At 58.0% G+C, this 22,995-nt stretch carries 18 protein-coding genes; 5 read left to right on the top strand and 13 right to left on the bottom strand.

All coding sequences use genetic code 11. The features are described 5' to 3' along the window. Nucleotides 1-119: 119 nt before the first annotated feature. The 12 genes from lipA to NHU87_RS11065 form a co-directional block, all read right to left on the bottom strand. Nucleotides 120-1,142 carry a lipoyl synthase gene (gene lipA / locus NHU87_RS11120; protein ID WP_007946663.1) on the bottom strand — a complete coding sequence of 341 codons (1,023 nt, stop codon included), beginning with the start codon at nucleotides 1,140-1,142 and terminating at the stop codon, nucleotides 120-122. 1 nt (nucleotide 1,143) lies between these two features. After that, nucleotides 1,144-1,791 carry a lipoyl(octanoyl) transferase LipB gene (gene lipB / locus NHU87_RS11115; RefSeq protein ID WP_253548240.1) on the bottom strand — a complete coding sequence of 216 codons (648 nt, stop codon included), beginning with the start codon at nucleotides 1,789-1,791 and terminating at the stop codon, nucleotides 1,144-1,146. Then, complete coding sequence (locus tag NHU87_RS11110; RefSeq protein ID WP_253548238.1) at nucleotides 1,791-2,066, bottom strand: DUF493 domain-containing protein; 276 nt, start codon at nucleotides 2,064-2,066, stop codon at nucleotides 1,791-1,793. The genes lipB and NHU87_RS11110 overlap by 1 nt, the downstream gene beginning before the upstream one ends. A gap of 80 nt (nucleotides 2,067-2,146) precedes the next feature. Beyond that, entirely contained in the window at nucleotides 2,147-3,304 is a 1,158-nt protein-coding gene (locus NHU87_RS11105) for a D-alanyl-D-alanine carboxypeptidase family protein (RefSeq protein ID WP_253548236.1), read from the bottom strand. A gap of 182 nt (nucleotides 3,305-3,486) precedes the next feature. Further along, nucleotides 3,487-4,497 carry a septal ring lytic transglycosylase RlpA family protein gene (locus NHU87_RS11100; RefSeq protein WP_253548234.1) on the bottom strand — a complete coding sequence of 337 codons (1,011 nt, stop codon included), beginning with the start codon at nucleotides 4,495-4,497 and terminating at the stop codon, nucleotides 3,487-3,489. Next, entirely contained in the window at nucleotides 4,497-5,507 is a 1,011-nt protein-coding gene (mltB, locus tag NHU87_RS11095; RefSeq protein WP_253548232.1) for a lytic murein transglycosylase B, read from the bottom strand. The genes NHU87_RS11100 and mltB overlap by 1 nt, the downstream gene beginning before the upstream one ends. A 17-nt stretch (nucleotides 5,508-5,524) precedes the next feature. Continuing rightward, a complete protein-coding gene (gene rodA / locus NHU87_RS11090; protein ID WP_253548529.1) occupies nucleotides 5,525-6,628 on the bottom strand; it encodes a rod shape-determining protein RodA in 1,104 nt (367 codons plus the stop codon). Between the two features lie 34 nt (nucleotides 6,629-6,662). Further along, the gene (gene mrdA, locus NHU87_RS11085; RefSeq protein WP_253548230.1) at nucleotides 6,663-8,555 is read right to left on the bottom strand and encodes a penicillin-binding protein 2; all 1,893 of its coding nucleotides are present in this window, start codon (nucleotides 8,553-8,555) and stop codon (nucleotides 6,663-6,665) included. A gap of 10 nt (nucleotides 8,556-8,565) precedes the next feature. Continuing rightward, nucleotides 8,566-9,033: a 23S rRNA (pseudouridine(1915)-N(3))-methyltransferase RlmH gene (gene rlmH, locus NHU87_RS11080; protein ID WP_003185785.1), complete on the bottom strand. Its 468-nt coding sequence runs from the start codon at nucleotides 9,031-9,033 to the stop codon at nucleotides 8,566-8,568. Between the two features lie 9 nt (nucleotides 9,034-9,042). Next, on the bottom strand, nucleotides 9,043-9,537 hold the full coding sequence (rsfS, locus tag NHU87_RS11075) for a ribosome silencing factor (RefSeq protein WP_253548228.1): 495 nt from the start codon (nucleotides 9,535-9,537) through the stop codon (nucleotides 9,043-9,045). Between the two features lie 72 nt (nucleotides 9,538-9,609). Then, nucleotides 9,610-10,299, bottom strand: a complete 690-nt coding sequence (gene nadD / locus NHU87_RS11070) for a nicotinate-nucleotide adenylyltransferase (RefSeq protein ID WP_253548226.1) — start codon at nucleotides 10,297-10,299, stop codon at nucleotides 9,610-9,612. Between the two features lies 1 nt (nucleotide 10,300). Further along, on the bottom strand, nucleotides 10,301-11,572 hold the full coding sequence (locus NHU87_RS11065) for a glutamate-5-semialdehyde dehydrogenase (RefSeq protein WP_253548224.1): 1,272 nt from the start codon (nucleotides 11,570-11,572) through the stop codon (nucleotides 10,301-10,303). Between the two features lie 189 nt (nucleotides 11,573-11,761). Here NHU87_RS11065 and NHU87_RS11060 point away from each other — a divergent pair, with 189 nt between their 5' ends. The 5 genes from NHU87_RS11060 (at nucleotide 11,762) to NHU87_RS11040 (ending at nucleotide 22,235) form a co-directional block, all read left to right on the top strand. After that, nucleotides 11,762-12,460, top strand: a complete 699-nt coding sequence (locus NHU87_RS11060; RefSeq protein WP_253548222.1) for a DNA-3-methyladenine glycosylase — start codon at nucleotides 11,762-11,764, stop codon at nucleotides 12,458-12,460. Between the two features lie 190 nt (nucleotides 12,461-12,650). Beyond that, nucleotides 12,651-13,967 (top strand): bifunctional DedA family/phosphatase PAP2 family protein, encoded by a 1,317-nt coding sequence (locus tag NHU87_RS11055; protein WP_253548220.1) that lies wholly within the window; start codon nucleotides 12,651-12,653, stop codon nucleotides 13,965-13,967. Between the two features lie 619 nt (nucleotides 13,968-14,586). Beyond that, nucleotides 14,587-16,386 carry a hypothetical protein gene (locus NHU87_RS11050; protein WP_253548218.1) on the top strand — a complete coding sequence of 600 codons (1,800 nt, stop codon included), beginning with the start codon at nucleotides 14,587-14,589 and terminating at the stop codon, nucleotides 16,384-16,386. A 223-nt stretch (nucleotides 16,387-16,609) separates the two neighbouring features. Next, nucleotides 16,610-20,128: a calcium-binding protein gene (locus NHU87_RS11045; protein WP_253548216.1), complete on the top strand. Its 3,519-nt coding sequence runs from the start codon at nucleotides 16,610-16,612 to the stop codon at nucleotides 20,126-20,128. A 115-nt stretch (nucleotides 20,129-20,243) separates the two neighbouring features. Continuing rightward, nucleotides 20,244-22,235 (top strand): hypothetical protein, encoded by a 1,992-nt coding sequence (locus NHU87_RS11040; RefSeq protein WP_253548214.1) that lies wholly within the window; start codon nucleotides 20,244-20,246, stop codon nucleotides 22,233-22,235. Between the two features lie 168 nt (nucleotides 22,236-22,403). Here the strand turns inward: NHU87_RS11040 and NHU87_RS11035 are convergent, their stop codons facing one another. After that, nucleotides 22,404-22,994: an LON peptidase substrate-binding domain-containing protein gene (locus tag NHU87_RS11035; RefSeq protein ID WP_253548212.1), complete on the bottom strand. Its 591-nt coding sequence runs from the start codon at nucleotides 22,992-22,994 to the stop codon at nucleotides 22,404-22,406. Between the last annotated feature and the right edge of the window lies 1 nt (nucleotide 22,995).

The following is a 22,995-nucleotide window of genomic DNA, read 5'->3' as shown; positions in this document are numbered from 1 at the left end:
CAGAAGAGGCTCCATCGCCCCGCAGGTTGCAGGAAAAGTTTGTAATTGCCGTGAGCAAGGCAAAAAAACGCCCGCAAGGCTGAAAAACCTTGCGGGCGCGTCTCATTTTTAACAGCAGATCAGGACGACATCAGCTCGGCCTTGACCAGTTTCGCCTGCTCGTCAGCGTGGTACGAGGAACGTACCAGCGGACCGGAAGCGACGTTCTTGAAGCCCATTTTGTAACCTTCCTCGGCGAACCAGGCGAAGGTGTCCGGGTGCACGAAGCGCTGGACCGGCAAGTGGCTGCGGGACGGTTGCAGGTACTGGCCCAGAGTCAGCATGTCGATGTCGTGTTCGCGCATGCGCTTCATGACTTCGATGACTTCTTCGTCGGTTTCGCCCAGGCCCAGCATCAAACCGGACTTGGTCGGAATGTGCGGCATCATCTGCTTGAAGCGTTGCAGCAGGGTCAGCGACCACTGGTAATCCGAACCCGGACGCGCAGCCTTGTACAGGCGCGGCACGGTTTCCAGGTTGTGGTTGAACACATCCGGTGGCTCGGCGGCGGTGATTTCCAGCGCGACGTCCATGCGGCCACGGTAGTCCGGGACCAGGGTTTCGAGCTGAACGTTCGGCGACAGCTTGCGGATTTCGCGGATGCAGTCGGCAAAGTGCTGGGCACCGCCGTCACGCAAGTCGTCGCGGTCTACCGAGGTGATTACGACGTACTTCAGTTTGAGGTCGGCGATGGCGATGGCCAGGCTTTCCGGCTCGTTGACGTCCAATGGCTTCGGACGACCATGGCCGACGTCGCAGAACGGACAGCGACGGGTGCAGATGTCACCCATGATCATGAAGGTCGCGGTGCCGCCGGAGAAGCACTCGCCCAGGTTCGGGCAGGACGCTTCTTCGCAAACGCTGTGCAGCTTGTGTTTACGCAGCAGGGCCTTGATGCGGTCGACCTCCGGGGAAACCGGGATGCGCACGCGAATCCAGTCGGGTTTCTTCGGCAGTTCAGTGGTCGGGATGATCTTCACCGGGATGCGTGCAACCTTCTCGGCGCCGCGCAGCTTGACGCCGGCTTCAACCTTGGCACGCGGGGCCGGACGCTCGGTGACATCGAGCGTCGGGATCATGGTTTGCACTGCATCAGTAGTCATATCAGTCGATTCCGCCCGTTAGGGTCGTCTGCTCAGCATAGTCGAGGTGTTTGACGAGCTGCGCGCGCAGCCGGGCACTTACCTCGGCAAATTCAATCGATCCTGCGTGATCGCGCAGCTGGGTCATCGCCAGCCCGGCGTAGCCGCAGGGATTAATCCGTCGAAACGGTTCCAGGTTCATATCCACGTTCAGGGCCAGGCCATGAAAGGAGCAACCGTGGCGGATCCGCAGACCCAGAGAAGCGATTTTTGCGCCATCGACATAGACACCCGGTGCATCCGGCTTGGCCACCGCGGTCACGCCATAGCTGGCCAGCAGCTCGATCAGGCATTGCTCCATGCGGCTGACCAGGTCACGCACGCCGAACCCCAGCTTGCGCACATCCAGCAACAGGTAGGCCACCAGTTGGCCGGGGCCGTGATAAGTCACCTGACCACCGCGGTCGACCTTTACCACCGGAATATCCCCGGGCAGCAGCAGGTGTTCAGCCTTGCCGGCCTGGCCCTGGGTGAATACCGGCGGATGTTCCACCAGCCAGATCTCGTCAGCGGCATCGCTGCCGCGTTCGTTGGTGAAGCGCTGCATGGCATGCCAGACCGGCTCGTAAGCCATCTGACCGAGCTCGCGAAAGCCCACCGCGCCAGACATCACAGCACCATGTGCACGAAACCGGTAGCCCGCAACTCGCTGTTGATGTCGTACAGCTGTTCCTGGCCGGTGGCGATGATGTGCAACTGGATGGTCGTGTACTTGCCGTTGGTACTCTGCCGTTCGGCAAAGGTGTTGTGGTCAACGGTCGCATGTTTCTCAAGGATCGCGATGATCGTGTCCTTGAAACCCACGCCTGTGTCGCCGATTACCTTGATCGGGTAATCCGCGCAGGGGAATTCGATTTTTGGCGCCTTTACTTCAGTGTCTGTCATGGCGTAACGGCCTCGTAAGCCGTGGCAACGGACATGGCCCCGCTCCGGATCGGAACGGGGCCATGCAGGTCCACACTAATTCAGTTGAACAAGCCGTAGAAGAATAGACGGATGCTATCCCACATGCGGCGGAAGATACCACCCTCGTCGACCGCGTCCAGAGCGATCAGGTCGGCGCTATGCACCACTTTGTCGTCCAGTTTCACTTCGACTTTACCGATCACATCGCCCTTGGCGATTGGCGCGATCAGTTGCGGGGTCATAGTCATGCTGGCAGCGAGCTTTTTCAGCTGGCCTTTTGGCAAGGTCATGGTCAGGTCTTGAGCCAGGCCGGCCTTGACTTGATTGGTCGTGCCTTTCCAGACAGGTGCCTGAGCCAGCTCGGCGCCTTTCTGATAGAAGGTCTGGGTTTCGAAGAAGCGGAAACCGTAGGTCAGCAGTTTCTGGGTTTCGGAGGCGCGAGCCACTTCGCTGTTGGTGCCGAACACCACGGCGATCAGGCGCATGCCATCACGCACGGCCGAAGACACCATGCAGTAGCCGGCCTCGTCGGTGTGACCGGTTTTCAGACCGTCGACGGTCTTGTCACGCCACAGCAGCAGGTTGCGGTTAGGCTGCTTGATACCGTTCCAGAAGAACTCTTTCTGCGAGTAGATCGCGTAGTGAGCCGGGTCTTCGTGGATGATCGCGCGAGCCAGCACCGCCATGTCGTGAGCCGACGAGTAGTGCTCCGGATTCGGCAGGCCGGTCGGGTTCATGAAGTGGCTGTTAGTCATGCCCAGGTCGGCCACGGTTTTGTTCATCATGTCGGCGAACGCGTCTTCGCTGCCGGCGATGTGCTCGGCGAGCGCAACACTGGCGTCGTTACCCGACTGAATGATGATGCCGTGCAGCAGGTCGCTGACAGTCACCTGCGTGCCGACTTTGATGAACATCCGCGAACCGCCGGTACGCCAGGCGTTCTCGCTGACGGTCACCGGATCGTTTTCGCCGATCTGGCCGCGACGGATTTCCAGGGTCGCGAGGTAAGCGGTCATCAGCTTGGTCAGGCTGGCCGGCGGCAGACGTTGGTCACCGTTGTTCTCTACCAGCACGTTGCCGCTGCTGGCGTCCATGAGTACGTAGGCTTTGGCGGCCAGTTGCGGTGGCGACGGCATCATCTCGACCGCGAAAGCGGCAGGCGAGAGGAGCAGCGGGACTAGCAGGCACAGGCGTTTGGCAAAGGTGGTGATGTTCATCCGTCTCTCGAAATCGCTAATGGAAACTGCCCTAGGGCAAAACTAATCAGACAACTCTCTAAAAAGTTGTCGCGTGTTCAGTTGCTCACTCTGCAACCCTTGCCGGGCTTTTGTTCTTCAACGAGCCAACAACCCGGTTCGCCCCCCAAACTGCAAGCGAACCGTCAAACAAGAACCAGGTATTACTCGGCGCTGACCAGGCTCGGCGAACCGAGATTGGCCAGCCGCACGCTGTTTTGCACCTGCTGGATTTCACCCGGCGAGCCGATCGGCCCCAGGCGCACCCGATGCAGTGTCTGTTGGTTACGCACGATCGAGCTGATGAACACCGGAGCGCTCACCATCCCGCTGAGCTTCGATCTCAGGAGTTCTGCAGCGTCCGGGTTGGCGAACGCGCCCACCTGCAGATACTGGCCAGAGGCTGGTACAGAAGCGTTTTTTTTTGCATCGATCTGCACGGGCACAACGGCCGCGGCGTGTTGCTGCGGCGGCGGGGTCCATTGCTCGACGGTGCCGGCCGATGCCGTAAGCACCGGGGCGCTATTTTGCGCGACTTTCGGCTCGTTGAGCATCAAGGGCGCCGGACGGCCTTTGGCTGCCCACCATTGCTGCGGGTCGATGCCTTCGACCTTGACCCGCGCCGTGCCTGTTTCGGCATAACCGAGCTTTTTGGCGGCGGCATAGGACAAGTCGATGATGCGGTCCGAATAGAACGGCCCGCGGTCGTTGACCCGCAGGATCACGGTTTTGTTGTTGTCCAGATTGGTCACCCGAACGTAACTGGGCAGTGGCAAGGTCTTGTGCGCGGCACTCATGCCGTACAAGTCGTAAACCTCGCCATTGGCGGTGTTCTGGCCGTGGAATTTGGTGCCGTACCAGGACGCCGTGCCCGATGCGACATAGGTCTTGGATTCCTGCTGCGGGAAGTAAGTCTTGCCCAGCACAGTGTACGGGTTGGCTTTATAAGGACCGCTGTGCAGGGTCGGCGTGGCATCCGGGATGCGCGATACGTCGACGTCCCACCAGGGTGCGCCATCCTTGTGAGCCCGGTTGATATCCAGGCCAGGTGCCGAACGAACGGCGGTCGGGGACTTCTGAGCCGGCGCGCGGCTGGTCGAACAACTGGCGACCAGGACCGTCAACGCGGCGAATGCCATGAGCTTCAGGGGTTTATTCATAGGCAATGCCCGCATTACTTGACGCCCCGTGCTTGGACTAGCTGTTCAGACAGTTGATGTACGGCCATGGCGTACATCACGCTGCGGTTATAACGCGTGATTGCGTAAAAATTCGTCAGGCCCATCCAGTATTCAGGGCCATTGTCACCTTCCAGGCGGAAAGCCGTGACCGGCATATCATCGCGCAGCGCATCATGACTCGACCAGCCCAGCGCCCGCAACTCCCCGACGGTTTTCGTCGGCTCGATGCCTGCGGTCAAACCTTCGTCTACCTGATCGCCACGCACATCGGCGCGGCTGACCACAGGTTCGCCGGCAACCCAACCGTGACGCTTGAAATAACTGGCAACGCTGCCGATGGCATCAATCGGGTTGGTCCAGATATTAATGTGGCCGTCACCGTCGAAATCCACCGCATAGGCGCGAAAACTGCTCGGCATGAACTGCGGCAAGCCCATGGCCCCGGCGTAGGAGCCTTTGAGGGTCAACGGGTCGACCTGCTCTTCACGGGCCAGCAGCAGGAATTCACGCAATTCCTTGCGGAAGAATTCGGCCCGGGGAGGATAGTCGAAACCCAAGGTCGACAAGGCATCGATCACCCGGAAATTGCCGGTATTTCGACCAAAAAAGGTCTCGACGCCGATGATCGAGACAATTACCTGCGCCGGCACGCCATATTCCTGCTCGGCACGCGCCAGCACCGCTTCGTGTTGACGCCAGAAGTCCACACCACGGGCGATGCGCGCATCGGTGATGAACATCGGGCGATATTCTTTCCACTGTTTAACCCGTTCGGCGGGCTTGGAGATCGCGTCCAGAATCGACTGTTTGCGCTCGGCTTCGCGGAACACGCCCATCAGCTGTTCGCCGGCAAAGCCATAGTCGCGGGTCATTTCACCGACGAACTCGGCCACCTGGGGCGAGCCTTCGTAATCGCCGGCCCACGCTTGCTGCGCGGTACCAAGGATGCTTACCAGGCCGACCCACGGTGCGTATCGAGTCGCCCAGCCACGCATTACTTGCATTGAAATCTTCACCTTATTCAAACCTGTGCGATCCACTTACGATGGGTATGGATCGACATCAAAACCCCAAACGCTGACAGTAGCGTCACCAACGAAGTTCCTCCGTAGCTAATGAACGGCAACGGCACCCCCACAACCGGCAACAGGCCACTGACCATACCGATGTTGACGAAAACGTAAACAAAAAACGTCATGGTCAGGCTGCCCGCGAGCAATTTGCCGAACAATGTCTGCGCCTGGGCGGTAATCACCAGCCCACGACCGATCAGCAGCAGGTAAATCAGCAACAGTGCGCAGATGCCCACCAGGCCGAATTCTTCGCCCAGCACCGCAATAATGAAGTCGGTGTGGCTTTCCGGCAGGAAGTCCAGGTGCGACTGAGTGCCAAGCAACCAGCCTTTGCCGAACACGCCGCCGGAACCGATGGCGGCTTTCGACTGAATGATGTTCCAGCCCGTGCCCAGCGGATCGCTCTCGGGGTCGAGGAAGGTCAGGATTCGCTGCTTCTGGTAGTCGTGCATGATGAAGTACCACATGCCGATGGCCACCGGCACAGCCGCGGCGATCACGCTGAGAATCCAGCGCCAGCGCAGCCCGCCCATGAACAGCACGAACGCGCCACCGGCGAGAATCAGCAGCGAAGTGCCGAGGTCGGGCTGACGCACGATCAGGATGAATGGCAACCCGATCAGAAACAGACTTACGCCTACATGCTTGAGCTGTGGCGGCAAGGAGCGCTTGGCCAGGTACCAGGCGATGGTTGCCGGCATCAGGATCTTCATGAATTCCGAGGGCTGGAAGCGGATCACCCCGGGAATGTTGATCCAGCGCGTGGCGCCCATGGCGTTGTGGCCCATGACATCCACCACCACCAGCAACAGCACGCCGATCACGTAACCGACGGGCACCCAGCGGGCCATGAAGCGCGGCTCGAACTGGGCGATGACGATCATCGACACCAGGCCGATGCCGAAGGAAGTGGCTTGCTTGGCCAGCAGGTCCCAGCTTTTGCCGCTGGCCGAATACAGCACGAACAGGCTGCCGGCCGCCAGGGTCAGCAGCAGGATCAGCAACGGGCCGTCGATGTGCATGCGTTGCAACAGCGTCGCGCGGCGACGCATCACATCCTCGCTGGAGAGAATGCGATCGAAATTACTATTCACGGGCCGTAGCCTCCGCACTGATAGGGCTGGCGTATTCGGCTTTCAGTCGGCCATCCTGGTCCAGGAGCCAGGCGTCCATGACTTGACGCACCACAGGCGCGGCGACGCCGGAGCCGGACTCGCCGTTCTCGACCATCACCGACACTACGATTTTCGGATTTTCGGCCGGCGCGAAGCCAACGAACAAGGCGTGGTCGCGGTGGCGTTCCTGAACCTTGGAGCGGTCGTACTTCTCGCCCTGCTTGATCGCGACCACCTGAGCCGTACCACTTTTGCCGGCGATCCGGTATTGCGAACCGATCGCGGCCTTGCGCGCGGTACCGCGGGCACCATGCATTACCTGCTGCATGCCGTGGTTGACCCTGGTCCAGTCCGACGGATCGCGCAGGATGATGTCCGGCATCGGATTTTCGTCCACCGGCTTCGCTCCTTCGAGGGTCTTGGCCAAATGCGGGCGATTCCAGACACCCTTGTTGGCCACCAGCGCCGTGGCCTGGGCCAACTGCAACGGAGTGGATTGCATGTAGCCCTGACCGATCCCCAGAATCAGCGTTTCGCCCGGGTACCAGGCCTGACGACGGGTCGCGCGCTTCCATTCCCGGGTCGGCATCAATCCCGGCGACTCTTCGAACATGTCGAGGGAGACCTTCTGGCCAATGCCGAACTTGCTCATGTAGGCCGACAACCGATCAATCCCCAACTTGTGCGCGAGGTCATAGAAGTAGGTGTCGTTGGACCGCATGATCGCCGTATCCAGATCCACATAACCGTCGCCGGTACGGTTCCAGTTACGGTATTTGTGATCGTAGTTGGGCAGCTGGTAGTAACCGGGGTCGTAGACCCGGGACGACGCCGTGACCACGCCCGCATCCAGGCCGGCAATCGCCACCGCCGGTTTAATCGTCGAGCCCGGCGGGTACAGGCCGCGCAACACGCGGTTGAACAGCGGCCGGTCGATGGAATCACGCAGCTCGGCATAGGCCTTGAAGCTGATGCCGGTGACGAACAGGTTCGGGTCGAAACTCGGCTGGCTGACCATCGCCAGCACTTCGCCGGTGTTCGGGTCCAGCGCCACGACCGCGCCACGGCGACCACCCAGCGCGGCTTCGGCGGCTTCCTGCAATTTGATGTCCAGGCTCAGGACAATGTCCTTGCCGGGAATCGGATCGGTACGCTTGAGTACGCGTAATACGCGGCCTCGTGCGTTGGTTTCGACTTCCTCGTAACCCACCTGACCGTGCAACTCGGCCTCATAGAAACGCTCGATGCCGGTCTTGCCGATGTGGTGGGTGCCGCTGTAGTTGACCGGATCGAGCGACTTCAACTCTTTCTCGTTGATCCGCCCCATGTAACCCACCGAGTGCGCAAAGTGCGCACCCTGCGGGTAATGACGCACCAGTTGCGCGACCACTTCCACACCGGGCAGACGGAACTGGTTCACCGCGATGCGGGCGATCTGCTCTTCGGTCAGCTCGAACAGGATTGGCACCGGTTCGAACGGCCGGCGCCCCTGACGCATGCGTTTCTCGAAAATCACCCGGTCTTCGGGCGTCAGCTCGAGCACCTCGACGATCACGTCGAGCACTTGCTGCCAGTTGCCGGAGCGCTCGCGGGTCATGCTCAGGCTGAAGCTCGGCCGGTTGTCGGCCACCACCACGCCATTGCGGTCGAAGATCAACCCGCGAGTCGGCGGAATCGGCTGCACATGGACGCGGTTGTTTTCCGACAGGGTCGAGTGGTACTCGTACTGGATCACCTGAAGGAAATACAACCGCGCGATCAGCACGCCAATCAGCACCACTACTGCAATGGCCCCGAACACGACGCGGCCACGCACCAGACGGGCGTCTTTTTCGTGGTCCTTGATGCGGATCGGCTGGGGCATGAGGGCAGAACTACTTGTGGTAAGGGTGGCCGGACAGGACTGTCCAGGCACGATACAGCTGTTCGCCGATCAGAATCCGCACCAAGGGGTGCGGCAGCGTCAACGGTGACAACGACCAGCGTTGATCCGCCCGGGCACAGACTTCCGGCGCCAGCCCCTCGGGGCCACCGACCATGAAATTCACCGTGCGCGAGTCCAGCCGCCAGCGATCGAGTTCGACCGCCAGTTGCTCGGTGCTCCAGGGCTTGCCGTGGACTTCGAGGGTGACAATACGCTCGTTCGGCCCGACCTTGGCCAGCATGGCTTCGCCTTCCTGACGGATAAAGCGCGCCACGTCGGCGTTCTTGCCGCGGGTGTTGAGCGGAATTTCCACCAGTTCCAGCGCCAGCTCGGATGGAAGACGCTTGGCATATTCATGCCAGCCTTCTTCCACCCATTTGGGCATGCGTGAACCGACGGCGATCAGTCGCAGTCGCACAGCGGTCCCTTATTGCTGGTCTTTGTTGAGCTTGATGAAATGCTCATGGGTGTTTTCCGGGCTATGGTGCGCGGCGCTGCCGGCACGGCTCTGCTCGGCACCCTGCCACAAACGCTCCAGGTCATAGAACTGGCGAGCGCTGGCAGTCATCATGTGCACGATGACATCGTCCATATCCAGCAACACCCAGTCGCTGTCGCCCTTGCCTTCTTCACCCAACGGCTTGACGCCCTGAGCCTTGACCGCCTCGCGGACCTTATCCAGCATCGCGCCGATCTGGCGGTTGGAAGTACCGGTAGCGATGATCATGAAATCAGTGATGCTCTGCTTTTCACGAACGTCGATCACCAGAACATCCTGGGCCTTGACGTCTTCCAGGGCCGCTACGGCAACCTTGACCAGCTCTTCGCCGCGCAGTTCCGGGCCGGTACTGGCCACTACTGGCAGCGGAGCGCTCTTGAACGTGCCTTTGCGCTTTACTTTGTTTACGTCTTTGTCAGTCATATAAAACTCGTTTTGCTCGTGTGTTCGGGCGCTTCGATACACGCGTTCACGTGCCTTGAAGCGCGCCCTTTTTCAGTTCGACGCACGGTAGAGTCCGTGCGCATCGATGTAGGCCAGGACCGCGTCGGGCACCAGGAAACGTACCGACTTACCGCTGGCCAGCAGTTGACGGATCTGGGTGGCGGATACCGCGAGCGGCGTCTGCCAGACGAATGCAATCTGTCCGCTCGGCCCTTTGAGGGCCAGCGGGTCGCTCACCGAGCGCGCTGCCAGCAGGTTGCGCAAGGCATCCGGCGGTTCGCTGTCGGCATCCGGGCGTTGCAGCACCAGGATGTGGCAATGCTGGAGCAACTCTTCCCAGCGATGCCAAGTGGGCAGGCCGCAAAATGCGTCCCAGCCCAAAAGTAGAAAAACCTGGTCTGGGGCGGCCAATTCGGCGCGCATCAGTTCCAGGGTGTCGATGGTGTAGGACGGTTTGTCCCGCTGCAATTCGCGGGCGTCCACCACCAACGGTGGCACACCGGCCACCGCGCACTTGACCATCGCCAGACGGTCCTTCGCCGACACCTGCGGCGTACCGCGATGAGGCGGCCTGGCGCTGGGTGTCAGACGTAACTCATCGAGCGCCAGCGATTCGGCGACTTCCAGCGCACCGCGCAAATGGCCGATGTGCACCGGGTCGAAGGTCCCGCCCAGTACGCCAATGCGTCGAGGCTGGGACTCGCTGGCGGTCACTTGGGCTGACGGGTCGAGGTCGCCCAAGTCAGAGCGACTCCTGGCCGCGCAACTGACCGTCACCGACCACGATGTACTTCTCGCAGGTCAGACCTTCGAGGCCCACCGGGCCGCGGGCGTGCAGCTTATCAGTAGAAATGCCAATCTCGGCACCCAATCCGTATTCGAAGCCATCGGCGAAGCACGTCGGGGTGTTGATCATGACCGAGGACGAATCGACTTCAGCCACGAAACGCCGGGTTTCGGCCAGGTTTTCGCTGACGATCGAATCGGTGTGATGGGAGCCGTACTGGTTAATGTGCTCGATGGCCTGATCCAGACCCTCGACCACGCGAATCGAGAGGATCGGCGCCAGGTATTCGGTGTGCCAGTCTTCCTCAGTGGCCGCAACGGCCTCGATGATTGCCCGGGTTCGCTCGCAACCGCGCAGTTCGACGCCTTTTTCGCGGAACTGGGCAGCCATCGACGGCAGGAACTCCTTGGCAACCGATTCATCCACCAGCAAGGTTTCCATGGCACCGCAGATGCCATAACGGTAAGTCTTGGCGTTGAACGCGATGCGCTGGGCTTTCGGCAGATCGGCGTGGGCACTGACGTAGACGTGACAGATGCCGTCCAGGTGCTTGATGACGGGCACGCGGGCATCGCGACTGACCCGTTCGATCAGGCCACGACCGCCACGGGGCACGATGACGTCGACATATTCCGGCATGGTGATCAGCGCGCCGACGGCGGCGCGGTCAGTGGTTTCGACCACTTGCACCACCGCGGCCGGCAGATCGGCCTCAGCCAGGCCGCGCTGGATGCAGGCGGCAATAGCACGGTTGGAGTGAATCGCCTCGGAACCGCCACGCAGGATGGTCGCATTGCCGGACTTCAAGCACAGGCTGGCGGCATCGATGGTCACGTTCGGCCGTGATTCGTAGATGATCCCGATTACGCCCAAGGGCACGCGCATCTTGCCGACCTGGATGCCAGACGGGCGATAACTCATGTCGCGGATCGCACCGACCGGGTCGGGCAGTGCCGCGACCTGACGCAAACCGACGATCATGCCGTCGATGCGCTCCGGGGTCAGTGCCAGGCGTTCCAGCAGAGCAGGCTCCAGACCATTGGCGCGGCCGGCAGCCAAATCCAGTTCATTGGCTGCGGTCAGCTCCGCGCGTGCAGCGTCCAGCGCATTGGCCGCCGCCTGCAAGGCGCGGTTTTTCTGCGCGGTGCTGGCACGGCCGATCACGCGAGAAGCTTCGCGGGCGGCGCGACCCAAACGGGTCATGTAGTCAAGAACGGACTCAGTCATGGTCTGCAATGGTCTTTGCTAAGGTCTTGGTAAAGAGTAAAGCGGCAGATTATAGCTGTCGCGTCCCGGGACTAACAGCGGTGACAGGCGGATGGTCGAAATGGAGGGCAATTTGCCGACGTTCAGCCGGGATTAAGCTGCATATTGTTATCATCACGACTCAATCAGCCCTGATAAACGCTGTTCATCATGACCAACCTGCCTGTTTCTGCATCCGCTACGCGCCAGCCCAAGGGGCTGCCGGATGCATTTTTCGACCGCGATGCGCAAACGCTGGCCCGGGATTTACTGGGCAAAATCATCCGTCATCGGGTCGGCGACCTGTGGCTCAGTGCCCGGATCATCGAGACCGAAGCCTATTACTGCGAAGAAAAAGGCAGCCACGCCTCCCTTGGCTACACAGAAAAGCGTAAGGCTTTGTTTCTGGATGGCGGCCACATCTATATGTATTACGCCCGCGGCGGTGATTCGTTGAACTTCAGCGCTCAGGGTCCCGGCAATGCGGTGCTGATCAAGTCCGCCTATCCGTGGATCGATGAACTGAGCGGGCCGGCGAGCCTGGCGCAGATGCTATTGAACAATCCCGATGCTCAGGGCCGCCCTCGCCCCTCGCAAAAACTGTGTGCGGGGCAGACGTTGCTCTGCAAAGCACTGGGGCTGAAGGTGCCGGTCTGGGACGCCAAGCGCTTCGACCATGAAGTATTGCTGGTGGAAGATGTCGGGCCGGCGCCGGGGCACATCATCCAGACCACACGCCTGGGCATTCCCCACGGGCGCGACGAACACTTGATGTACCGTTTTGTTGATGCGGCTTACGCACTTTACTGCACACGCAACCCGCTACGCCGGGGGCAAGTCGAAGGTCGCGATTATTTTTTGCTGTCCTGACAGCTGCTGAATCTTGATGCAGAGGAGATCACTGTGGGAGCGGGCTTGCCCGCGATAGGGCCATATCGGTCGACATCAATGCTGACTGTCCCGGCGCCATCGCGGGCAAGCCCGCTCCCACAGGAATTTTAGCGTTGTTTAAATTGTGTTCGCCCACCAAGGGCCAATTGAATCAGATGGAGTTGTTTTTATGGGCCCATGGCTCGATAGCGTAACCAATTGGCTGACGGTCAATCCGCAGTGGCTGGCCGCGGCAGTGTTCATAGTGGCTTGTGTGGAATGCCTGGCGATTGCCGGGCTCATCGTGCCTGGCACAGTGTTGTTGTTTGCCGTGGCGGTACTGGCTGGCAGTGGCGCGTTGTCATTGGGTGAAACGCTGCTGCTGGGTTTCCTCGGCGGTGTGCTGGGCGACATCGTTTCGTATTTTTTAGGGCGGCATTTCCACCAGAACATCCGTCGCCTGCCGGGGTTGCGCCACCATCCGGAATGGATGGCCGGAGCCGAGGCGTATTTCCAGCGTTATGGCATCGCCAGCCTGTTGGTCGGACGCTTTATCGGCCCGCTGCGGCCAATGTTGCCGATGGTTGCCGGGATGTTCGACATGCCGTTCCCGCGCTTCGCCGTCGTCAGCCTCTTGGCCGCCGCAGGCTGGAGCGTTGCCTATCTGCTACCCGGCTGGGCCACGGGAGCGGCGATTCGCTTGCCATTGCCGGAAGGTTTCTGGCCTGAGGCCGGGATCGTCGCTGGCAGCGTTGCGGTGATGTTAGGGCTGAGTGCAACCAGCAGCCTGCGCCGGCATCGCAAGGCCACGATATTTATAACGAGCATGAGCTTGCTGATTCTGGCGGGGTTATTCATCGGCTATCCGCACCTGACCGCGCTCGACCAGGGATTGATGACCCTGGTCCAGGAACACCGCAGCCCGGTGCTCGATGAAGTGGCCGTGGTGTTCACGCTGATTGGCGAATTCCGCAACATGTTTATGCTCAGCGCCTTGCTGACAGTCTTGTTGTTGCTGACACGACAATGGCGGCACGCGATCTTCGCTGGCGGCACCCTGCTGTTCACCGCGCTGGGCAACACCGCGACCAAGCACTTCTTCGCCCGTGTGCGCCCGGAAGTGCTGACCGATCCTTTGACCAGCTACAGCATGCCCAGTGGCCATGCTTCGGGGTCGTTTGCCTTGTTTCTGACCCTTGCGGTACTCGCCGGTCGCGGACAGCCCCCGCGTATGCGCCTGACCTGGCTGCTGCTGGCCTGCCTGCCGGCGCTGTCGATCGCCTTGTCACGGGTTTATCTCGGAGCGCACTGGCCGACCGACGTACTGGCCGGCGCCATGTTGGCCGCCTGCGTATGTGCCGCGAGTTTATGGTTGAGCCAGCGCCAGTCGCCCCTCAATGCCATGCCGTTCAAGGTCTGGTGGCTGGTCCTGCCGGCACTGGTGGCGCTGTTCAGTTTCTTTGCCCTGCGCCATCTGCCGCACGCAATGTTGCGGTACGCGTACTGACACCACGGGTTAGCCGCTCTATTGGCTAACAGTAAAGAGCTCCCTCCTCGCCACGCTTCAAGGATTTCTCCGACGAGCGTGGCGCTTGATCTAGTGAGTCGCAGACCTGCGGTGCGACCGCGTCTTTTCAGAACATCCGTCTGACAAATAATTGTAAGTTACATATTTTTCCATCATTTACAAACTCTGCACCTTTCACGACCTCGAAAATCAATTACATTAAAAACCACCTTACTGCGAATCAACGCGCAGCAAGTCTTCATCATGCACGACCAACAAGTCACTTTATCAAGCTCACCAAAAACACCATTAGATACATGAACAAAACTTATCAATTTTATTTTATTTTATATGCGAGTTTGCCATGAGCCCAAAAACACCCCGCAAACCACCCGTAACAACTCCGCATAAAGCTGTATCAACGAACGAGCCATCTATAAGGCCCGAGTTGAATAGTTCAGTATTCGTGCCTCATGGAATTTGGTCTGCCGACGCGAATATTCCATCGACCTCCAATCAGGCTGCACGCCCGGGCATTGATCCCCCCCTCCTTCCTTCCATTGAAATAACCGACTTGCCGACTCGAACGATTACGGACCATTCGCAGAGCGACAAATCATTGAGCAGATACTGGTTATCGGAGAACTTTCTGCGCGGCATGCAAGCACCGGATGCAGACGGCTTGCGCTACATCGTCGGGCGCAAATTTGTCGATGTAGACGATGGAGGCGTTGTGCATACAGCTCATGTCGGTCTTGATGCAAATCCGGGCGTCTATCGAATGAAGTTACTGACGGAGCAAAACCCGTCCGGCCCAGTGCTGTATAAAAACGACGGAAGTCCTACCTGGCGCCTGACAGCGCAGATCAGTGAGAGACCTGTGGTCAACCATGACCAACAGACAGGAAGCGGCTCCGCGGCAAAACGGCCTGCCCCACCGGTGATCAAGCAGCCCGATACAGCCATCGCACCAAAACGACCCCGCTCTTCCGACACGCCGACTTACATCGATCAAAGACTTTACACCGCATCGATGCGCTCGCCGGATGCCCAGGGGTATCACGAATTCAAGCCCAGGTCGGGGCCGGAATCCGATACACGGTTTGCGTTCAGAGATCGTTTCGGAAACTGGATTCAGGTCGATCCTCCTATAGGAGGATTCGGCTCGCAACCCACTCACCTGACACACTGGACCGACCAGCAGATCTGGGAGCTCTACGGGATTCATGGTCGGGATATCGAGCGTTTCCGGGGCGAAGCACAGGCCTCGGGCAAGCCCCCGCACTGGGTCGAACCGAATGTAACGCACGACCCGGTCGTTAACCTGCTGCGAGATTCACTGCGCTGGCTGCACCCGACCCTGACCTCGACCGAACGCGAGGCGCTCTTGCAGTCCTACAATCTGTTGCCAAGCCAACTGTCTCGCTTGCAACAGCACCTGCAAACCGAGCTGACATTGCCGCAATGGGCGCAAGCGCACAAACGCATGACTGAAGATGTTGGCAATCCACACTACCTCGATCAATTCAGCCACGACGTCATCAACGAGCTGAATCTCAAGCGTGATGCCCGGCATGACTGGTATGCCCCCGAAACCAGCATGACCCATGAGTTACGCGAGGCGCTTCTGGCGAAAATGGGTTATCTGCGCAACAAGAATAACTGTCTGTATCGAACTGACGTCCCGGCCCTGTTCAGGGGCGATGAGCGTACCCCCTTCGAACTGGCGAACGACGACGCCATGCTTCCTCGCTATGCCCACCAACCCGGTGCCACCACCCATAAGCCGATGAGTGCCACCTTCAGTCTCAAGGAAGGCCTGATGTACGCCTCAGCCCCCGATCCTGAGTACTTGCGATTCAACTCGCAAACCAACAAATACCCCGGAAGAAACACTGATACGCATTCGGACAGCGACACCAGTGATGCAAGCGACACGGACAGCAGCGAATCTTCCGAGTGGTCGGATGCAGGAAGCCCGGTCGCCTGGGATCATGAGCGCAATTACGAACGCACCAGAGAGCGGCAGACGGAAATGTTTCTGTATGCGCTGGATACCCGCAACATGGAGGTGGTCCCGCATGAAGAAAACCATCTGTTCAATTCAGCGGCACGCGACACGCCGTCCACCTGGTTCCCCGACGATGACTACGAAGGGTTGATTTCGGTGACCAAAAAGGGGCTGGAAGCAGAGCGTATCTGGCTGTTGAACTCGGCCCTGACAAAGGGCGCAAATGTACGCGACATCGAGGAGCAAGCCGGCAGTCGCGGCGAACGTATCGAAGCCTCTACGCATGCGGGACACGCCAACAAACATGAATACGACCAATTGATCGATGAAGTGGAGGCCGCGGGTAAACCGATGCTCAGACTGTCTGGCAATAAAAATGAATTTGGGTACGACATAACATGGCCCTGAGCGACAGATTTATCGAAGTTCCGCCTTGTGCATAGGACACGTTAAAACACTGAACTCGAAGACACAAACGGAAAACAACCACAAAACCTGGAGAAATTTAAAAAGAATTGCACAGTTATTAAGACGCCTCACATCTAACACTCTGCATATGAAGAAATACCATACCCCCGCACCCGGTACGAAAATCGGTGTTTATAACGCTCATTATTTAAAGGATTAAACAATGGCCAAACTTATCGAACCCGCCATGGAAAGTTCAACTCACCGCCCGATACAGGTAGCGGCGATCAGTGCATCGGCCAACAGTCATGCGCCGGCCGCTGGCCAAATAGACATATCTCCCAGCGCGCCACCCTTGACACCTGCGCCAACGGAAGTGCTGGACACAACGCACCCAAGCCAAGTTGCCCGTCGCCCACTCCAAATCCTCGATGAACATTTCGGACCCTTGCGCTTTGGCAACTCCAACATCACCCGCGTAGAACTCAAGGCCTTGGGCGCGATGGTGCATGGCCACGCCATCAGCACGGCAAACGCGAATATGAGAGCTCCCGACCAGATCTTTATCGATGGGCTGAGTTTCGACCCAACCCTGGTTGAGACCCGCGTTAAATCGGCGAAAACCCCAGACAGTGGCATCGTAGCCACTCTGTTCTATGAAATCGCCATCAGTCGTTCGGTCGACGCCCCACCGCTGTTCGTCACCTCAGACCCGCTTACGCCCGACAGCCCGTTGGATCGCCTCAACAAGCTGGGCATGGCGGCGCAAAAGCTGGATATTTATGCCATAGAGCCCATTAGCCCGCTCAAAGCCAAGACCAAAAGCTATGCGCAACGCGGCGTAGCCTCAATAGGCGTGGGGATGCAGGCCTTCGGAATCTATAGTGGCTTCAAAGGGGCTTTTGAAGCCATCAAGGTTGGCGACACAGGCGAAGCGGCGTTTAACGGCGCTTCGATTGCCGCTGAAATCGGTTCATTGATCATCGAAAAAGGCCTGACCAAAACTGGCGTTGCGATGCTCGAGAGCGGCTCTGTCATACTTAAACGATTTTCCGCCACATCGGTCGGTGCCGTATTCAGTCGGGGTGGCGGGTTATTTGCCAGCGTGCTTACCTTGCCATTTGACATTATCAGCGCCGTTAAAGCCTTTAATGCTGCCGCCGCCTCGCAAGGAAAAATCGCCCAGGATCATTATGTAAGTGGCGGCGTGAACGTGGCCAGTGCGGTCATCAGCATTGCGCTGGGCGCGGCAGCGCTGGCCGGTTTCGGCAGCATCGCCGGCCCTGTTGGCCTCGCTGCCGCTGCCATCCTCATCCTGGGAGCGGAAATTTACCGGGCCGCACGTGTCGTGGACGATATTGATGATTATGTTGAACTGGACTTCGGCGAACGGATACGCGCCGGATGGCTCGCCTTCGTGGGTGCCGACCAGGATAAGGAGGTGATGGATCGCTACAAGATTAACAAGACCGTCAGCGATCACAACATACAGTTAGAGCTTTCGGCAAAAAGCTTGCTTGAAGGTACTTATAAAGAAGAACTGGAATACATTGTAAATGGCGGTTTCGATGTCACGCTGAAGACAATCAAAATCTGGCACTACCAATGGGACGAAAATGCCGGGGAACAACCATACAAACTCGATTCGGAGCCGGTTATCGTTGGCACCGACGACATTATCCATGCTCGTGATGGTCTTCCGCACGACCTCAAAGGCAGCGTCAAAGGCAGCCCAGGCGAAAACAAAGGCATTTTTTGGCGGCTCGGTGACGGCGATGATCAGGTCTACGCTCCCAAGGACAAGCCTAATATTTTCATCTATCGGGAGGGTGTCAAGAAACTGGTCGGTGGTGACAAGAATGACAGGTTTCACTTCGAAACCACCGAAGCTGAACTGAACCGGCCACAGCAGCCGACACGAACCAGTGTCCTTGACGGATGTGAGGGCTCCGACACCCTGACCTTCGAGGGATCCCGTCCCCGCGCTGATACTCGTCATGTCGGTTACGACGTCAATCTGCAGACCGGCAAGGTTGCCTTGCGTCATGAGGACCGTGCGAAAGACGACGTCCTGATCGCGGAGTTAACCTCCATCGAAAACATCTCGACCTTGCGAAACGGTTCAAATCGAGTCACCGGGGACGATAAAGCCAATCAGATCTCGGCCAACGGTTACGACTACATCGATGCCGGACCAGGAGATGACACGATCGCTATCCGCGGCTTGCGCTCTCGGGTAGATGGCGGCCCCGGAATGGATCGCTACTACATTGCGGACACCACAGCTGAAGTGACCATTGTCGAAGACAGCGAACAAACAACCCTAATCGAATTCGGCTGGTCATTGGAGCGCATTCAACGCTGTCAGATCGTCGGTACTTCTCTGGTCATCACTTCGTTGCGGGACGAGGATGGCCTACTCCCCGACCATGTGTTGACCATCGAACATATCTACGAACATGTTGAAGGTGTGCGCCGAGTGAAAAACAATCGGCTGCAGTTTAAAACTCAGGACAATTATCGGCTGGAGCTCACATTGCTTCCTCTTCCGTCTGACTCACTCGCTTATGATGTGGATTACGTCGGATTTGGCGGTAACCCCGCGCCGGCTCCCTACATATCCAACAGCGGAGTCGTGGTGCTCGCAGAGCGGGAGTCGAGGCCTACCTTTGTTTCGCGCGCTGGCCATAGAATCGATCTGGTTGCCAATGCCTACACACCTGAAACTCGTGCCGTGGTTTATCTGGATTTCAAAAGCGAAGAAATAGTTGCAGTCGACGCCAGTTATACCGTCGAAGTGATCATGGGTCCTACAGGATATACCAACCTGAATTACTCAAAACTCAATATATGGATTCGGCTGCCATCCTCGAAACTTGTTAACATCTCAAACTTTTTTCATGAAAAACAAGGACGCAGAACAGGTACCTCTTTTGATGACAATATTCGGACCAATGGCTTTTACCTAGCGAATGTTGTACTCATTATGCAGGATGGCGAATCCTATCAAATACGCCCCCCTCACCTTAACTTCCGTGAAGACGCAGCCACCCCAGGTTTCAAATATCGTAGCGCCAGGGAATGTTTGAGTCCTCGGCGCGGGCTCTATAGTTTTATCAGACCGAAACATATTAAGCCCTATACGCTCGCCACCACCCCCCAACAGGTTACATTCCCCGCGCCCCCACATACCGGCATCTATGTAATGCATGGTCAAGCCTCGAGCTACGACGTGTACCCCGTCAGCAACACCCTGTTCAGCCTGTCCACACCGGGTGCCATCGAGCAAACCTCTGACGCATCAACCTGGACCCTCTTTAGTACAGAACTGACAGAAAAAGTTACGCGCAACGAAATACGGCTGACGTCCGAAAACCTGCAAGTCGGTAGTGCACTGATCCAGTTACCGAGTCTGGACCACCCGGGCCCCGTTGAATCCATCAGCGTGGCAACTTCATCCGGAAATATTTATTCAGTCGAACTTTTATTTGAAGTGCTGCAACTCTACCTGATCAACGCACAAGGCTACGCCAGCATCGATGCGTTGTTGTCTGACATCCGTGCGCACCAGCAGCGAGACGAACTGGCTATGAAAATTGCCGTTAAAAACATTGGCTTCTCGCCACGAATTGACGGAACGGTGTATTACAACTCAACCAACGATTATTGGGGAATCGATACGGATCCTGACTACCGCATTGCCCCCCAAACTCTATTTATAGAACCGATTCCGACTCTTTAATCAACCTGTAACCGACTTATAACTGCAAGCCCGACGTGACGTTCATCGTCACGTCGGCGCTTGCCTCATTCAGCCGAAGGACTGGCTGATTCATTAAAAAATGGAGTGCCCTCTTATGCGCCAAAAACCTGGAACCCGGCCCACAACCCCATCGATCGATGCACCGGGAATCTCAACGCCCCGCCCGAGAACGCCGGACGGCTTGGCCGATGATTTAACTTTCGTTGCAGGCAACCGATTCTGGCCCGAAGGTTCAGTCGAGTCATCCTCCACTGTGAAACGGGCCCAAGACAGTGCGCTCGATAACATTGCGCTCAAGAATCCTACCGTGGTAACAATCCCTGCTCCCGCCCCACCCCACCGTGGCATCAAGACTCCACCGCTGGAGCACTATGTGCAACAGGCCTCCAGCAGGTTACCTGCGCCCGACGTGGACGGACTCCGGATTTTCAAGAATAGAAAGTTCGTCGAGGTCGAGGTCGACGGCGTGGATAACCGCACACAAACGGTGATGGTCGAGTTCGATACCAGGCTCAACACCTACCGCGCGAAGTCAGCGCACGAGCAAGGGGCTTTCGGGCCACCGCTTTACCGAAGCGCCGAAGGTAATGTCTGGCGCTTGAACAAGCCCCTCACTTACTTCGACAGCAACCGATTTACCGTCACCCATCTACCGGACGCCCAGGGGTATTACGGAGTCAGCTTTGGGGGACCACCTTTTCACGCCCCTGAGAGCGGTTTCGCCTTCAGGGATGAACAACACCAATGGGTTCGCGTGGATCCAGCCCAAGCCAGGGGCGATGCGTCTGTACCGATAAACCTGGCGCAGTGGACCGATGGCGAAATCTGGAAACTGTACCGGATTCACGGCCCGGAAATTTTGGTTTTCCGGGCCGAAGTGCAAAAAACCGGCAAAGTGCCGTTATGGGTTCGGCGTTTCGAAGAGCCTGTCGACCACCTGTATGTGACTGATTCATTGAAATGGATCTATCCGCAGCATTCCTTTGTCGAACGCGCGAAGCTGCTGCGCAGCTACAACCTGAGCGAGAACCAACAGACACGGTTGCGCCAGGATCTGGAAAGCGGACAAATGCCTGAGTGGGCTGAACAACACAAGCTTTTGACCCAAAATAAAGGCGACGATCAGAGATTTAAACTGGTCGCTGAAGAGCTGGAACCGTACATCCTCAAGTTGCGAAATGAAGGCGCAGATTATGGCCGCCAATTCAAACCTCTGGATAGATATACCGAAGAATTTTTTGACGAATACCTGGAACATGCTGGCTATCAGCGCAACCTGCACGGCGCTTTATACCGAACGGATATTCCATCGATGTTCAGGGGGGATCATCGTACACCTATAGAGTTGGCCCGAGACAGGCGCTTGATCCACCTTAAAGGCAATGCAACCGGTTCGACCACAAGAAGGGGATTCAGCGTAACGTTCAGTCTGGGCGACGCCATCGGGTACAAAAATCATTTCGGCGGTTATGAGCATTCACTGGAGTACAACTCTCAAGCAAACCTCTACCCCGGCAGGGATTCGGATTCGGATAGCACTGTTACAGAAGGAAATCGTGATGGCTCCGAGTCGGACTCTGACAGCTCCTTTGTGTTTGACGACGCAAAAGACTATCCGGCTCTCAGGCGAAACCAACGACTGGGTTTCATCTATGTCATTGATACACGCGGGATCGAGGTCGTACCCGGCTGGGAAAACATGCAACTTAATCGAACTGGAATACACTTTGACCCGGATTATCTGGAAGGCCGCATATCAATGCCCACCCGCGGCATCAGCGCGGAGAGGCTCTGGCTGGTAAATTCTGAATTAAGCCGGGCCGCCAGGGTGGACGATATTTACGCACAAGCCGGTGCCGACGCCGACGCTATCGAGAAAGCCACCTGGGCGGGAGACAACCTGGCCGTATCCTATCGAAAAGAGGTAGATCCGGGTGATGGGACTTTCTACGTACCGGTGACTCGTTATGATCAGCTGATAGATGAGGTCGCCGCTTCGGGAAAACCGGTACTAGAACTTCCCAAAGGGGTTGGGGTATTTGCCAATGATATTGTCTGGCCAGTTCCCGAGCATTACAGAACCTGATCCTCTAAAACCGATTCCGCCCACCGGCGTGCAATCCATAAAAAATGACGCATGGAGACTATCCTGGCGTCGCTATGGGTTATCGATGGGCGGCAGGTGCTTCACTGTTCACGGGCGAACAAACTGCCAGGCCATCAAAATCAATAGGCAACAAAAAAAGTCAGCGCCTCAGGCAAACAACTCCCCTTGCAACTCATCCAGCAGCGCCTGAATCGCATCCAGCCGCTGCTGCGGATCATCAAGTTGCAGCAGGTCTATCTTGTCCACCTCGGCAAACGGCAACAGATACGCCAACTGGTTGGCCAGCGACTGCTGCCCCGTCGCTTCGGTGCCCATGCTCAGCGCTTCGACCATCGGGTGCTCCGCCAAAGCCTTGAGCAGCGCGACCAGGTCGGCGTCGTCATCCTGTAGCGGTTGCTCGGGCTCATCTTTGAGCCACTCGACTTCGGCGATGATCAACTGATCGCGCTGCACCTCGGTACGCACAACGTGGAAACGCCGCCCGCCTTTCACCCGAATGCCCAACAGGCCATTGTCTTGCTGATGGAAATCGGTGATCAGCGCCTCGCACCCTACCCGTGCATAACCTTCTGGGGCGATGCCGACTTCTTCGCCCTCGATAATGCACACCACGCCGAAGCCACCGCCCTGTTTCATGCAGCGACCGATCATGTCCAGGTAGCGCGCCTCGAAGATCTGCAAGTCGAGGATGCAGTCCGGAAACAGCACCGTGTTCAGCGGAAAAAGCGGCAGACTCATA

It is taken from the genome of Pseudomonas mandelii, from assembly GCF_024138395.1.
In the GTDB taxonomy this organism is placed as follows: domain Bacteria; phylum Pseudomonadota; class Gammaproteobacteria; order Pseudomonadales; family Pseudomonadaceae; genus Aquipseudomonas; species Aquipseudomonas mandelii_E.
The sequence above is the reverse complement of the archived record's forward strand: the minus strand, read 5'-3'. Positions and strand labels throughout refer to the sequence as shown.

Bases quoted from the DNA above. Each gene is read 5' to 3' on its own strand.
- mltB (WP_253548232.1), bottom strand. From the start codon at position 5,507: ATGCAAGTAATGCGTGGCTGGGCGACTCGATACGCACCGTGGGTCGGC.
- NHU87_RS11060 (WP_253548222.1), top strand. From the start codon at position 11,762: ATGACCAACCTGCCTGTTTCTGCATCCGCTACGCGCCAGCCCAAGGGG.
- NHU87_RS11035 (WP_253548212.1), bottom strand. From the start codon at position 22,994: ATGAGTCTGCCGCTTTTTCCGCTGAACACGGTGCTGTTTCCGGACTGC.
- NHU87_RS11045 (WP_253548216.1), top strand. From the start codon at position 16,610: ATGGCCAAACTTATCGAACCCGCCATGGAAAGTTCAACTCACCGCCCG.
- NHU87_RS11105 (WP_253548236.1), bottom strand. From the start codon at position 3,304: ATGAACATCACCACCTTTGCCAAACGCCTGTGCCTGCTAGTCCCGCTG.
- rodA (WP_253548529.1), bottom strand. From the start codon at position 6,628: ATGCGTCGCCGCGCGACGCTGTTGCAACGCATGCACATCGACGGCCCG.
- lipA (WP_007946663.1), bottom strand. From the start codon at position 1,142: ATGACTACTGATGCAGTGCAAACCATGATCCCGACGCTCGATGTCACC.
- lipB (WP_253548240.1), bottom strand. From the start codon at position 1,791: ATGTCTGGCGCGGTGGGCTTTCGCGAGCTCGGTCAGATGGCTTACGAG.
- NHU87_RS11100 (WP_253548234.1), bottom strand. From the start codon at position 4,497: ATGCGGGCATTGCCTATGAATAAACCCCTGAAGCTCATGGCATTCGCC.
- mrdA (WP_253548230.1), bottom strand. From the start codon at position 8,555: ATGCCCCAGCCGATCCGCATCAAGGACCACGAAAAAGACGCCCGTCTG.
- rsfS (WP_253548228.1), bottom strand. From the start codon at position 9,537: ATGACTGACAAAGACGTAAACAAAGTAAAGCGCAAAGGCACGTTCAAG.
- NHU87_RS11065 (WP_253548224.1), bottom strand. From the start codon at position 11,572: ATGACTGAGTCCGTTCTTGACTACATGACCCGTTTGGGTCGCGCCGCC.
- NHU87_RS11040 (WP_253548214.1), top strand. From the start codon at position 20,244: ATGCGCCAAAAACCTGGAACCCGGCCCACAACCCCATCGATCGATGCA.
- NHU87_RS11110 (WP_253548238.1), bottom strand. From the start codon at position 2,066: ATGACAGACACTGAAGTAAAGGCGCCAAAAATCGAATTCCCCTGCGCG.
- NHU87_RS11055 (WP_253548220.1), top strand. From the start codon at position 12,651: ATGGGCCCATGGCTCGATAGCGTAACCAATTGGCTGACGGTCAATCCG.